Origin of the sequence: Devosia sp. 63-57, assembly GCF_001899045.1 — a bacterium.
Lineage (GTDB): Bacteria > Pseudomonadota > Alphaproteobacteria > Rhizobiales > Devosiaceae > Devosia > Devosia equisanguinis.
The window spans coordinates 1,423,520-1,436,740 of record NZ_MKUY01000005.1; the positions used below are offsets into that span (position 1 = coordinate 1,423,520).

At 63.4% G+C, this 13,221-nt stretch carries 13 protein-coding genes and 1 riboswitch; of the genes, 2 read left to right on the forward strand and 11 right to left on the reverse strand.

The features are described 5' to 3' along the window. Position 1 precedes the first annotated feature (1 nt). From gcvPB to BGO80_RS15155, 9 genes are all read right to left on the reverse strand, one after another. Positions 2–1,546 carry an aminomethyl-transferring glycine dehydrogenase subunit GcvPB gene (gcvPB, locus tag BGO80_RS15115; RefSeq protein WP_286722121.1) on the reverse strand — a complete coding sequence of 515 codons (1,545 nt, stop codon included), beginning with the start codon at positions 1,544–1,546 and terminating at the stop codon, positions 2–4. Continuing rightward, positions 1,543–2,886 carry an aminomethyl-transferring glycine dehydrogenase subunit GcvPA gene (gene gcvPA, locus BGO80_RS15120; protein ID WP_286722122.1) on the reverse strand — a complete coding sequence of 448 codons (1,344 nt, stop codon included), beginning with the start codon at positions 2,884–2,886 and terminating at the stop codon, positions 1,543–1,545. The genes gcvPB and gcvPA overlap by 4 nt, the downstream gene beginning before the upstream one ends. A 12-nt stretch (positions 2,887–2,898) precedes the next feature. Further along, positions 2,899–3,264 carry a glycine cleavage system protein GcvH gene (gcvH, locus tag BGO80_RS15125; RefSeq protein ID WP_126149664.1) on the reverse strand — a complete coding sequence of 122 codons (366 nt, stop codon included), beginning with the start codon at positions 3,262–3,264 and terminating at the stop codon, positions 2,899–2,901. Between the two features lie 9 nt (positions 3,265–3,273). Then, positions 3,274–4,434 carry a glycine cleavage system aminomethyltransferase GcvT gene (gene gcvT / locus BGO80_RS15130; RefSeq protein WP_126149663.1) on the reverse strand — a complete coding sequence of 387 codons (1,161 nt, stop codon included), beginning with the start codon at positions 4,432–4,434 and terminating at the stop codon, positions 3,274–3,276. Between the two features lie 147 nt (positions 4,435–4,581). Continuing rightward, a riboswitch (glycine riboswitch) is annotated at positions 4,582–4,670 on the reverse strand. A 300-nt stretch (positions 4,671–4,970) separates the two neighbouring features. Further along, complete coding sequence (locus tag BGO80_RS15135; RefSeq protein ID WP_126149662.1) at positions 4,971–5,459, reverse strand: F0F1 ATP synthase subunit B family protein; 489 nt, start codon at positions 5,457–5,459, stop codon at positions 4,971–4,973. A gap of 5 nt (positions 5,460–5,464) precedes the next feature. Continuing rightward, positions 5,465–6,097: a F0F1 ATP synthase subunit B gene (locus tag BGO80_RS15140; RefSeq protein WP_126149661.1), complete on the reverse strand. Its 633-nt coding sequence runs from the start codon at positions 6,095–6,097 to the stop codon at positions 5,465–5,467. A gap of 102 nt (positions 6,098–6,199) precedes the next feature. Continuing rightward, positions 6,200–6,427, reverse strand: coding sequence for a F0F1 ATP synthase subunit C (locus tag BGO80_RS15145; protein WP_116589250.1), 228 nt, complete (start codon positions 6,425–6,427; stop codon positions 6,200–6,202). 57 nt (positions 6,428–6,484) lie between these two features. Beyond that, positions 6,485–7,264, reverse strand: a complete 780-nt coding sequence (locus BGO80_RS15150; RefSeq protein WP_126149660.1) for a F0F1 ATP synthase subunit A — start codon at positions 7,262–7,264, stop codon at positions 6,485–6,487. A gap of 18 nt (positions 7,265–7,282) precedes the next feature. Continuing rightward, entirely contained in the window at positions 7,283–7,678 is a 396-nt protein-coding gene (locus BGO80_RS15155) for an AtpZ/AtpI family protein (RefSeq protein ID WP_286722123.1), read from the reverse strand. Between the two features lie 286 nt (positions 7,679–7,964). Between BGO80_RS15155 and BGO80_RS15160 the strand changes: the two genes are divergently transcribed. Further along, positions 7,965–8,351, forward strand: coding sequence for a hypothetical protein (locus tag BGO80_RS15160; protein ID WP_286722124.1), 387 nt, complete (start codon positions 7,965–7,967; stop codon positions 8,349–8,351). A gap of 90 nt (positions 8,352–8,441) precedes the next feature. Further along, a complete protein-coding gene (locus BGO80_RS15165; protein WP_286722125.1) occupies positions 8,442–8,756 on the forward strand; it encodes a hypothetical protein in 315 nt (104 codons plus the stop codon). A 6-nt stretch (positions 8,757–8,762) separates the two neighbouring features. Here the strand turns inward: BGO80_RS15165 and BGO80_RS15170 are convergent, their stop codons facing one another. Both BGO80_RS15170 and BGO80_RS15175 read right to left on the reverse strand, forming a co-directional pair. Beyond that, entirely contained in the window at positions 8,763–12,218 is a 3,456-nt protein-coding gene (locus tag BGO80_RS15170) for a chromosome segregation SMC family protein (RefSeq protein ID WP_286722126.1), read from the reverse strand. Between the two features lie 132 nt (positions 12,219–12,350). Beyond that, positions 12,351–13,151, reverse strand: coding sequence for a thioredoxin domain-containing protein (locus BGO80_RS15175; protein WP_286722127.1), 801 nt, complete (start codon positions 13,149–13,151; stop codon positions 12,351–12,353). Positions 13,152–13,221 lie beyond the last annotated feature (70 nt).

The window sequence follows — 13,221 nt, forward strand, 5'->3', positions numbered from 1 at the left end:
TTTACTCGGCTGCCTTCGGCAGCTCAACGGGCTTTTCCCATTTCAACACCGGCTGACGGGCCGCGCGGGTCTCGTCGAGGCGACGGCGCGGGGCCTTGAGCGGGGCTGCAGTAAAGCGCTCGGTATTGCCGGCCTTGGCGTCGTTGGCCAACTCCGCCATCACGTCGCAGAAGCGATCCAGCGTCTGCTTGCTCTCGCTTTCTGTCGGCTCGACCAGCATGGCGCCATGCACCACCAGGGGGAAATACATGGTCATGGGGTGAAAACCCTCATCGATCATCGCCTTGGCGAAGTCGAGCGTGGTGACGCCCGTGCCCTTGAGGAAGCTGTCGTCGAACAGCGCCTCGTGCATGGTCGGATAGTCAGGGAAGGGCACCGAGAACACATCCTGCAGCCGCGCCTTGATATAGTTGGCGTTGAGCACCGCGTCTTCCGCCGCCTGCGCCAGCCCGTCGGCACCATGGCTCAGCATATAGGTGAGCGCGCGCACATACATGCCCATCTGACCATGGAAGGCGGTGACGCGACCCAGGGCCTGATCTTCGATATGCTCGACCAGGTCCAGCCCATTGGCACCCTTGCGGACGAACGGCACCGGCGCGAAGGGCGCCAGAGCCTCGGACAGCACGACAGGGCCGGCGCCCGGCCCGCCCCCGCCATGCGGCGTCGAGAAGGTCTTGTGCAGGTTGATATGCATCGCGTCGATGCCGAGGTCGCCTGGACGGACGACGCCCATAATGGCGTTGAAATTGGCGCCATCGCAGTAAAAGAACGCCCCGGCCTCATGCACGGCCCTGGCAATCTCGATGACCTGCGGCTCGAACAGCCCGCAGGTGTTCGGATTGGTCAGCATGATCGCGGCGACCTCCGGCGACAGCGCCGCCTTGACTGCTTCGACATCGACCGTGCCATCGGCCTTGGCCGGGACGGGCTTGACCGTGTAGCCGAGGAAGGCTGCGGTGGCCGGGTTGGTGCCGTGGGCGCTTTCGGGCACGAGCACGACGGTGCGGTGCGCGTCGCCCTTGGACTCCTGTGCCGCCTTGATGGCCATCATTCCCAGAAGCTCGCCATGGGCGCCCGCCTTGGGCGAGAGCGCCACGGCAGCCGTATTGGTGAGCGTCATCAGCCAATGGCTGAGTTCGTTCATCAGCTCCAGCGCGCCCTGCACGGTAGAGACCGGTTGCAGCGGATGAATGTCGGAGAAGCCGGGCAGGCGGGCCATTTTCTCGTTGAGGCGCGGATTGTGCTTCATCGTGCACGAGCCCAACGGATACATGCCGCTATCGATCGAGTGGTTGAGCCGCGACAAGCGCACATAATGGCGCATGGCTTCAGGCTCGGTCAGGCCCGCCAGATCGAGCCTGCTCTTGCGGCCAAACCCGCCGAGGCGGTTTCTGGTCAACTCTACCTCCGGGAGGTCGACGCCGGAATGTTCGGTGTCACCGATTTCGAACAGCAGCGGTTCGTCGGGTAGTAGCGCCGAGCCTGAGGCGGAGGTGCCCAGGGTGCCGATGCCGGTGGGGCGGCCTTGCGTGTTCATGCTCATGCCAGTTCCTCCGTCAGGGCGGCGACCAGTGCGGCAATGTCGGCCTCAGTGGTGAGTTCAGTGGCAGCAAGGATGATCAGGTTTTCGACACTTTGCTCATCCGGCAGCAAGCGGCTGACCGGCACACCGGCAAGAATGCCACGGTTGGCGAGGCGCTCGACCAGACCGGCAGCGGGCTGCGACACCCTGATTGTCATTTCGTTGAAAAATGTGTCGTTGAGCACACGCACACCGGGGACACCGGCCAGCGCATCGGCCAGCTTTATCGCATTGGCATGGTTGAGCCGCGCCAGACGGGTAAACCCCGCCTCGCCGAGTAGCGCCATGTGAATTGAAAAGGCCAGCGCACAAAGGCCGGAATTGGTGCAGATGTTCGACGTCGCCTTTTCGCGGCGGATATGCTGCTCGCGGGTGGAGAGCGTCAGCACGAAGCCGCGATTCCCGTCGGCATCGACAGTCTCGCCACACAGCCGCCCGGGCATCTGGCGGATGAATTCCTTTTTGGTCGCCATCAGCCCGAGATAGGGACCGCCGAAATTGAGCGCATTGCCGATGGACTGGCCCTCGGCCACCACGATATCGGCGCCCAACGCCCCTGGAGCTTCCAGGAGGCCCAGCGACACCACTTCGGTCACAACGACGATCAGCAGCCCGCCTTGGGCATGAACGGCGTCTGCTGCGGCCCTGAGGTCGCGCAAGTGGCCGTAGAAATCTGGCGTCTGGATGACGATCGCGGCGGTATCGCCATCGATCTGGTTCAGAATGTCGCCCTGACCCTCCGGCGACGGCGATAGGCACACCAGATCTGCGTCGTCCTTGAGATAGGCTTTCACCACGTCACGGTAGTGTGGATGCAGGCCACCAGAAAGGATGATCCGGTTTTTGCGCGTGAGGCGGCGCGCCATCAACACGGCTTCGGCAGTGCCGGTGGAGCCGTCATAGAGCGAAGCATTGGCCACATCCATTCCGGTGATCTTGGCCACCTGCGTCTGGAACTCGAACAGCATCTGCAGGGTGCCCTGCGAGATTTCCGGCTGGTAGGGAGTATAGGCCGTGAGCCATTCCGACCGCTGGATCAGATGATCCACCGTCGCTGGGACGTGGTGGCGATAGGCCCCGGCCCCGACAAAGAACGGACCATCGCCGGCGGCGTGGTTTTTGCCGGCAAGGGCGCGCATATGCGCCTCGACCAAAAATTCCGGGCTATGGGCCGGCAGGTCGAGCGTGAAGGATTTGAGGGCACTGGCCGGCACGGCGCTGAACAGCGCCTCGACACTGGGCGCACCGATCACACCGAGCATCTCGGCGCGCTCATGGGCGGAATGGGGAAGATAGCGCATGATGTCCAGGTCTTAGAGTGTCAGCTCGGCATAGCCGTCGGCGTCGAGCAGGGTGTCGATTTCGCCGGCGTCAGCAATGGTGATCTTGAACATCCAGCCGCCGGCCTCGGCGGCGGAATTGACCAGACCCGGTTCACCATTGAGGGCTTCGTTCACCTCGGTGACAGTGCCTGACACCGGCGCGTAGATTTCCGAAGCAGCCTTGACCGACTCGACCACGGCCGCTTCGTCGCCCTTCTTGAGCACCTTGCCCAGGGCGGGCAGCTCGACGAAGACGATGTCCCCCAGCTGCTCCTGGGCATAGTGGGTGATGCCGACGATCCCGGTCGAACCCTCAACGCGGATATATTCGTGGTCTGGCGTGAATTTGGTGGTCATAGGGGGGCCTCAGGCTGATTTGCGGAAGTAACGGTGGGGAACAAAGGGAAGCGCGACGACTTCGGCCTTCTGAGCACGGCCGCGAACGGAGACCTGTAGGGCCGTGCCGATATCGCTCAGGGCAGGGGGCACGAAACCCAAGGCTATGGCCCGCCCGATAGAGGGCGCAAAGCCGCCGCTGGTGACGATGCCGACGGCATTGCCATCGGCGTCGAGAATTTCGGCCCCTTCGCGGGCCGGCGCGCCTTCGACCAGAAGGCCGATGCGCTTGCGGGACAACTCCCCTTGCCGCTCGGCCAGTATGCGAGAGGCGCCTGGAAAATCGGCAGCCTCGCGACGACGCTTGGAGACGGCGAAGCCAAGGTCGGCTTCGATCGGCGAGACGGTTTCGTCGAGGTCATGGCCATAGAGCGGCAGTCCGGCTTCGAGCCGCAGGCTGTCCCGGGCACCGAGGCCGATCGGCTTGACGCGCGGATCGGCGAGCAGCGCGTCCCAGAGGGCTGCGGCATTGTCGCCAGGCACCAGAATTTCAAAGCCGTCCTCGCCGGTATAGCCGGAGCGAGAAATCGTTGCTTTCACCCCGTTCCATTCATAGCGGCCATACTGCATGAAACCGAGTTGCGCGGCGTCAGGCACCAGCGCCGACATGACATTGACCGCCTCCGGCCCTTGCAGGGCCAGCAAGCCGCCGTCGTCCGCGCGGTGCAAGATAGCCTTGTCACCCGCCGCTTTGGCTATGATGGCAAAATCGTTTTCCTTGGTGCCGGCATTGACCACGATCAACAGCGAGCCCGGCGTGGTCGGCGAGCGGCCCACCATCAGGTCGTCCACAGCGCCGCCGGTATCGTTGAGCAGCAGCGTGTAGCGCATCTGGCCGGGCTTGAGTCCGGCGATATCGCCAGAGATCAGCGGTTCGATGACAGCGGCGATGGCTGCGTGGTCCGCCTCGGCGTCGCCGGAGGGATTGGTGAGGGTGAGAAAGCTCGGTCCCATATGGCTGACATCGAACAGGCCGGCCTGCTCGCGCGTCCATTTGTGCTCGGCCATGATACCGGTGGGATACTGCACCGGCAGGGCATAGCCGCCAAACGGCACGATGCGGCCGCCGGCGGCGACGTGACGATCGTAGAGTGGGGTTTGCTTGAGGTCTTCTGTGGAGGCTTCGGCCATGAACTCTCTCTGGCTGGACGGCGACACGACAAGGCTCCGCCTTACGGCGGGAATGCGTGCCCCCTCTGTCCTTGCCCTGAGAGATTTCCCGGCTGAGCACCGGTTGCTCCTTCGGAGAGGCCGTTAAGCCTGCTTTCCAGAGTTTCTGACCTGACTGCGGTCCTTTGGCCTGAGAGTTTCCGGGGCGGTTGCTCCTTCGGCGCCGGCACAAGGCCAGTCTCTCCCGCAGTCATCGGCACCATGGTGGAGATTTTTGCTTGCGTCAATCTGCGTCAAGAATTGTTCTGCTATCCAACCCGCAGTGCCCGGGGAACTCGCCTGCAGAGTCCCAGACTTCCAGCCAAAGTGCCCCCACCCCGCCTCCCCCTGAAGACGGGGGAGGAGCCCATCCAGCTTGTCCTCGCAATTGGGAGCCACTGCTGTTCTTATCCTCCTCGTGAGAGGGGGAGGTCGGGTAGGGGCCTCGTCAATTCGCATCAAACAAAAAAGGCGGGCATCGCTGCCCGCCTTTAAAATTCATGTGGACCGTTCGATCCTTAGTTCAGCCGGCCTGCGACATCGGCGATGGCGGCGTCGATGACCTTGCCACCATTCTTGTTCATCTCGTCGGACAGCACTGCACGGGCTGCCTCGATGGCGATGTCGGCAGAGCGCGACCGCACTTCGGCGAGCGCCTGAGCCTCGGCCTGGGCGATCTTGTCTTCCACGGCCTTGGTGCGACGGGTCACCAAATCTTCCAGCGAAGCCTTGGCTTCGACGGTGAGGCGCTCGGCCTCCTGCTTGGCGGCAGTCACGATGCCCTCGGCTTCGCGTTCGGCGGCAGCGCGCTTCTGTTCGTATTCGACGAGCAGGGCGGCAGCCTCAGTACGCAGGCGCTTGGCCTCCGCGATGTCGGTCTCGATCTGCTTGATCTTGCCGTCCAGCATCTTGGCGATGATCTTCGGCACGCCGAAATAGATCATCAGGCCCAGGAAGAGGACGAGGCCGACCGTTGCAAAGAAGCTGTTATCCAACCATTCAGCCATGGCGATTACCCCTTAACCTTGGCAACGGCAGCGCGAACGCTGTCTGCCGACACGTCGCCGACGATCTGCCCGACAACGGCCTGGGCCGTCTCTGCAGCAATCTCGTCCACATGGGTGAGGGCCTCGGCCTTGGTCTGGGCGATGCGGGCTTCCGCCGCCGTAACCTTGGCGCTGAGATCAGCCTCGACGGCAGTGCGCTTGACAGCGAGATCCGCCTGGATGGCGTCACGCGTCTGGTTGGCAATCCCCTGAGCGTTGGACTTGGCATCGGCCAAGGCCTTCTCATAGGCAGCAATGGCAGCGTCGGTCTTCTGGCGATCCGCGTCGGCGGCAGCCAGATCGGCATCGATCAGGGCCTTGCGGTTTTCCAGGATCCCGCCGATGCGCGGCAGAGCGACCTTGCTCAGCAGCACGTAGAGTGCGGCGAAGGTAATGGCGAGCCACACCAGCTGGCTGGGGAAGGTCGCGGGATCGAAAGGAGGGAACACGCCCGAACCATGGTCACCGCCATGCGCTTCGGTCGTGGCATGCGTATCAGCGGTCGGGTCGCCGTGGGCGGCGTCCGTGCCGTGAGCAGCATCGACAGCATGTTCTGCTGCCGGGGTTTCCGCTTCTTGAGCGTAGGCTTGCGTTACCATCTGGTCGAGGTCCCGTTAAATCCGGTCATCCGGCCGAAGGACCGGAGAAGGGAGCGCAGCCGAGCGAGATGCCCGGCCGCGTTAGTCTCGTGCTGTCGCGAATTAGGCGACGAACAGCAGGATCAGGGCAACCAGGAACGAGAAGATGCCCAGAGCTTCGGTCACGGCGAAACCGAAAATCAGGTTACCGAACTGGCTCGGAGCAGCCGACGGGTTGCGCAGGGCACCCGACAGGAAGTTGCCGAAGATGTTGGCCACGCCAAGGGCGGCGCCAGCCATACCGAAGGTAGCAATACCGGCACCGATGTACTTCGCGGCTTCAGCTTCCATTTCAAAGTCCTTTCAAGCGACTATGGGTTCCGGCGGGCCATCCGCCGAGATTGGTGGTTAGTGGGAGGGGTGGATCGCGTCGTTGAGATACATGCAGGTCAGGACCGCAAAGACATAGGCCTGAACTGAACCGACGAGAAACTCGAGACCGGTGAGGGCAATTGCCATCAGGATCGGCAGGATGGAGGCGACCCAGCCGACGGCACCCAGTCCGGCGATCATCATCACGGCAAAGCCGGTAAAGACCTTGAGTGTGATGTGACCGGCAAGAATGTTGCCGAACAGACGGACCGAGAGGCTGATCGGACGCGAGAGGAAGGAGATGACCTCGATCGGCGTCACGATGGGAAGGATATAGCCGGGAACACCGGCAGGCACGAACAGCTTGAGGAATTTCGGGCCGTTCTTGACGAAGCCATAGACGATGACGGTCACGAAAACCAGCATCGAGAGGGCGAAGGTGACGATGATGTGGCTGGTGACGGTGAAGAAGTATGGCACCATGCCGAACATGTTTGCCACGAAGATGAAGGTGAACAGCGAGAACACCAGCGGGAAGAACTTCATGCCGGCGGTGCCTGCCGAACTTCGCACCATTCCTGCCACGAACTCGTAGAGCAGTTCGGACACGAGCTGCGCACGGGTCGGGATCAGCTTCTTGCCGGACGTGGTCAGCAGCAGGAAGGCGACGATGGTCGCCACGGTGAGGACCATGAACAGCGCCGAATTGGTAAAGGCGATGGTCGTGCCAGAACCTTCGGTGCCGTCACCACCAATGGTGAAAAGCTTGGCAATGTCATAGATGACAAACTGGTGGATCGGGTCAGTACCGGCCATGGAGCCCTCTAATCGTCATCAATTTTCATTCCGCTCTTCGTCTTCCGCGTCGGGACCGAGATCGGCACCCTTCGGGGCAGGCGATGCGGCGTTCATTTCCGTCACCACGCGGATGACGTTCAGGATTCCAGCGGCGAAGCCCATCAGCAGAAGGATGAGCAAACCCCAGGGGCTGGTCCCCAGGCCAAAGTCGATCAGGTAGCCGATGCCGGCACCCACCAGAACCGCGGCGATGAACTCGGTGCCGATGCGCAGGCCGCGCGCCAGACCGGTCATTTCCGGGGAAGCGTCCCTCGAGGCTCTGTTGTCCTCCAGATCCCGCTCCCGCTTGGCCGAAGCAATACGCGATGCAAGATCGCGCGTCGCCTCTCGAGCATGTGCGGCTTTGCCCTGGTCGTCAGACGGCTTGGTCACCCGCTGCTTCCTCCGGCCGGCCGCATTCCCGGGGATTCCGGGCTGCCCTTCAAGTTGGGCGCAACATAGTGGTGGCCCCAAAAGGTGTCAAGGCGCATTGAAAAGGCATAAGTCTTTGTATTTTCAGCGGTATTCGAACCATTTCCGGGGTGCGGCATGCTGTCCACACCGTGATCGTGGCAGAGTCATGGCGCGCTTGGGGGATTCTTGGTCCCTGCTGGGTGTCTGCGGATGTCAGCTCCCGTTCAGGATCGAAGCGATAGGGAAGGCATGAGCGGAGGCCCCCATGAGCAAAAAGCGGCTGCTGTTATTCTGCCTTCTTGGTCCCTTTCTATCCTTGTGCGTTCTTAGGTTCTTGCTGGCGAGTGACACTTTGGATGCCTTCGATCCATTTTTTCTCGTGGTTGTTTACCCACCTGCTCTCGCCATGGGATGCCTGCCATTCATTGCTGCAGCCGGCGTCGACCAGGTGCTCGAGGAGAAAGGCCTGCCATTTCGGCCAGCGATCATGCTCATGGTGGGATTTCTCTTCAGCTTCGTACCGATTGCCGTTCCTGTCATTCTGTTCGGCCTGTGGTCGCCGCTGGTCCTGTTCTGGGGCCTGCTTGGCGGGCCTCCGGCTGCGATCTGTTCTCTGCTCGCCGCAATCGGCGCGCGCAAGCCGGCCGCCTGAGGCAGCCAAGGCATGGCGCCGTTGAGGTTGTGTGTTGCTTCCGATTGAGGCAATGCAGGAGGTGAATGTCAGCAAAACAGGAAAAGCATGATGGATCTGTCCGAAGTCGAGCGTCTGGTCAGCGAGTTGCTGGCAACCGGAGAGATGAACGAGGACACTTCGGCCGATCTCGAACGCATTCTTGCCGAGGCGCGTGCCGGTCAGTCCTATCCGGACGATCTCGACTATCTCGCAGCTCTTCATGCCAGGATTCTTTCCGCCGGTGCTCCGCAGGCCAATATAGCAGCGCCGACAGCCATCCATGAAGACATCGAAACCCTGCGCCGGGAAAACGCGCAACTGCGCGCCGAACTGCAGGACGCGCGCCAGATCATTTCCGAACTGGAAGCCCGCCTCACCCTGTAGCGCCGGCTACACGGCCTCGAGAAAACCCTCTGCGGTGGTCAAATCCACCGACACCAGCTGACTCACCCCGCGTTCGGCCATCGTAACGCCGAACAGGCGGTCGACGCGGCTCATGGTGATGGGATTGTGCGTAATGACCATAAAACGCGTATTGGTGCGCTGGCGCATATTGTCGAGCAGATTGCAGAAGCGCTCGACATTGGCGTCATCGAGCGGCGCATCGACCTCGTCGAGGACGCAGATCGGCGCTGGATTGGTGAGAAAAACCGCAAAAATCAGGCTCATGGCGGTCAGCGCCTGTTCGCCGCCGGACAGCAGCGTCATGGTCTGGGGCTTCTTGCCGGGCGGGCGGGCGATGATCTCCAGCCCGGCTTCCAGCGGGTCATCGCTCTCCACGAAGGTCAGCTCGGCCGTGCCGCCGCCGAACAGCGTCGTGAACAGCTCCTGGAAATAGGCATTGACCTTGCCGAAAGCCTCATTGAGCCGCGCGCGGCCTTCGCGGTTGAGCGAGGAAATGGCGCTGCGCAGCTTGGCGATGGCCTCGATGATGTCGTCGCGGTCCGCCACCATCTTGTCGAGCTTTTCCTGGACCTCCTCGGCTTCCTTTTCGGCCGAAAGATTGACCCCGCCCAGGCGCTCCCGATCGGCCTTGAGCCGTTCCAGCTTCTGCTCGGTGGGGCTTTCGGGGGGCAGGGCCTCTTCAGCGCGAATACCCGAGGCTTCGAGCGTCTTGCTCGCCGGAATGCCAAGCGATTCTTCGGTCTGCCGCTCGATCTGCTGGCGTTGGGCGATGAAGCCCTTGAGACGCTCGTCGATACGCGTCAGCTCGATACGGACATCGTTGACCCCATCGCCGGCTGACTTGACGGCACGGTCGGCGTCGCGCCAGGCGGTTTGCGCGGCCGAGAGCCGGTCCCCGGCCTCCTTGTAGTCGATCTGCGCGTCTTCGATCTGGTCGTCGAGCTGGGCCTTGCGGCTCGAAAAGCCTTCCGGTGCCTCGGTAATGCCGGCCAGCTGCGCCTCCACCTCGCGGGTGCGCTGGTCGAGCGTATCGAGCTGCGCCTGGGCGCCATCGCGGCGGCGCTGCCAGGCGGCGGCGTCGCGGGTCAGCTGATCAAGGCGGGCGCTTCGCATGCGCGTGGCAGCCTCCACCGTGCCGAGATTGAGCCGAGCCTGCTCGGCCCGCTCCCGCAGAGCGGACAAGCGGCGCTGTCCGTCTTCGGCGGCGGCCGCAAATGCGTCCTCGTCGCCTGCCTCTGCCAGCATGTCTTCGGCCTCGGCGCGGGCGGCCTCGGCTTCCTCCTGGCCGGAGGTTATGCGCTGCAACGCTTCTTCAAGCGCCGAGCGGCGGCTGGCGAATTCGCCCAACGCCCGCTGCGCCTGGTCCAAGGCGATCTGCGCCGCGCCGATGGCATGCTGGGCCTTGCGCCAATCCTCGCGGCGCGTTCGCTCTTCGTGGCGTCGCTCATCGAGCGCGTTGGTCAGCATGTCGATATCGCGTCGCCACGCATTGCGCTCAGCCTTGGCGCGCGCGATTTCCTCGTCCAGCTCCGCCAGCCGATTGCGCTGGGCCAAGCGCTGTGCTGCCGCTGTCGGTGCGTCTGCCGCAGCGACAAAGCCGTCCCAACGCCAGAGCGCACCCTCGATCGTCACCAGCCGCTGGCCCGGCCACAACGCTGTCATCAGCCCCGGCCCATCCACTGCATCGACCAGCCCGATCTGATCGAGCCGGCGCTTCAGCAGCGGCGTGCCGGAGACATAGCGCGACAACGGCTCGGCGCCCTGCGGGAGCGGCGGGTCGTCATAGCCCTCAATGGCGATCGACCAGTGCATCGGCGCCCCGGCATCGGATGAGGCTTCGAGATCATCGCCCAGCGCCGCACCCAGCGCCGTTTCGTAGCCGGATTGCACCTGCAATTCATCGACAATAGCAGGCCATAGGCTGGCGCCGATATTGAGCATCTTGCCCAAGGTCGATGCCTCAGCCTCGAGCCCGCTCACCAGCGCGTCGAGTTCGGCCAGCCTCGGGCGGGCATCATCGAGCCGCGCCTGGGCAATGGCCGATTCTTCCTCGGCCTCCAGCGCAATGGCTTCGGCCTCGGCCGCGTCCACCCGTGCGGTCTCAAGCGATTCGCGGCAGGCCGTGACCGTCTCGTCGGCGTCCAGCACCTCGGCAATGCGGCTGAGTTCGGCGGCAACCCCAGCGCGTTCCTGCGCCAGTCGAGACAGGCGGGTTTCAGCGTCCTGGGCCACGCGCAAGGCCTGGGCCCGACGGCTGCGCAATTGCGCCAGGGCCTCGGTTGCCTTTCGCGTCTCGGCCTCGGCCTCGATCACCGCAGCGCGCGCCGCCTCAGCGACCTCGCTGGCTGCTTCGAAGGCCTCCTGCGCCTCTTCCTGCTCCTCGCGCAGCGCTTCCTGCTCCTCGAGATAAATGGCCAGCGTCGATTCGCTCTCCGCCACCAGCTCCCGTTCACGTGCGCCATCGGCCGCGATCTGGCGCAACCGTTCTTCCAGTTCCACCCGGCGCTGGCTCATGCGCCGCGCTTCATCGGCCAATTGCTCGGCCAGAATCGTGTAGCGCTGCAGAATTGCCCCGGCCACCGCCTCCTTTTCGCGCAGGGGCGTCAGCGCCGCCTCGGCTTCAGCGAGCCGTTTCTGGGCCTCGTGCTCTGAATGGGTAACATCGGCCAATTGCCGCACCAGCACCGCCTGGGCCGCTTCGGTTTCCTTTTCCGCGGCGCGGGCGGCCACCCAGCGAATGTGGTAAAGCGTTGCCTCGGTGCGGCGGATGTCGCCGGACAGCGCGCGATAACGTGTCGCCAGTCGAGCCTGGCGCTTCAGCGTTTCGAGCTGCGTTTCGATCTGCGCAATGATGTCATCGACGCGCTCGAGATTGCCTTCGGCGGCGCGCAGGCGCAGTTCGGCTTCGTGCCGGCGCGAATGCAGGCCAGAAATGCCGGCCGCCTCTTCGAGCAAAGCGCGGCGAGCGGTCGGTTTGGCGGCAATCAGCTCGCCGATCTGCCCCTGCCGCACCATGGACGGGGAACGCGAGCCGGTCGAAGCATCGGCGAACAGCAATTGCACGTCGCGGGCGCGCACATCCTTGCCGTTGACGCGATAGACTGAGCCCTGTTCGCGCTCGATCCGGCGCGTGACCTCGAGCACATCGGCGGTGTTGAGCGTTGCCGGAGCGGTGCGGTCGGAATTGTCCAGCACCAGGGTGACTTCGGCGCTGTTGCGGCCGGGGCGATTGCCCGAGCCGGAAAAGATCACGTCGTCCATGCCCGACGCGCGCATGGCCTTATAGGAGCTTTCTCCCATGACCCAGCGCATGGCTTCGACGAGGTTGGACTTGCCGCAGCCATTGGGTCCGACAATGCCGGTCAGCCCCGGTTCCATGACCAGGACCGTCTCATCGCAAAAGGATTTGAAGCCGTGAAGCTTGAGCCGCGTGAACTTCATTTCTTGCGTCCTCCGGGGAGGGGCAAGGGGACGCGGCGCATTGCATGAATGGTCTTGGCGGCGGAGGCGGCGAAAAGCCCGTCATCCGCGAAATTGCCTTCTCCCCATGCAGGGGAGAAGGCGACGTCGGAATTACTGCTGCGCAGGGGCCGGGGCCATGCTGTCGGTCGCCGGTGCCATGGTGTTGGCTGGCGCCATCGTATTGGCAGGGGCCATCGTGTCGGTTGCCGGAGCCATTGCACCTGCGGCGGGCTGCTCGGTGGTCGCAGCCGGGGCAACGAAGTCAGCAGGCACGAGGGGATCGATCTCGGCAGCGAGCTGCTCGAGCGTCTTGGCCCCCGAAAGCGTCTTGCCGTTGACATAGAAAGTCGGTGTGCCCGTCATGCCGAATTCGTCGAGCGCCTGGTCGCGCTGCGCTTCCATCCCGGTGAACAGGGCCTGATTCGTCAAGGCGGTGTCGAAGCTTTCCTGGGTAAAGCCGAGCTGCTTGGCAATATCTAAAATGGCGTCGCGCGGCGTGGCCGAGGTGCCCCAATTGTTCTGGGTGCGGAAATAGGTGGCGAGCACATTATTGTACTGCTCGGGACCGGCCGCTTCCGCCAGCATGAAGATGGCGGCGTCGAGCACGTTGCGCACGAAGGGGCGCAGGATGAATTTCACCTTGCCGGTATCGACATAGGCGGCCTTGAACGGCTCATAGACCTCGTTGTGGAACTGCGCGCAATGCGGGCAGGTCGGGGAGGCATATTCGATGACAGTAACGGGGGCGTCGGGATTGCCCTGCACCTTGTCGGGAATATCGCCCGCCGGGGCCATCAGCTTGGCGACGTCGACCACGTCACCTTCGGCCGCTTGAGCGGTGACGACACCGCACAAGCTCAGCGCCGAAGCGGCAGCAGCGAGAATTAGAGTGTCGCGGCGAGTGAAATTCACGGGGAGGCTCCTGTTTTTCTTTGTGCGCGACACTACACGGGCGGAACTTGTCGGCAAGTAGGCACAATTA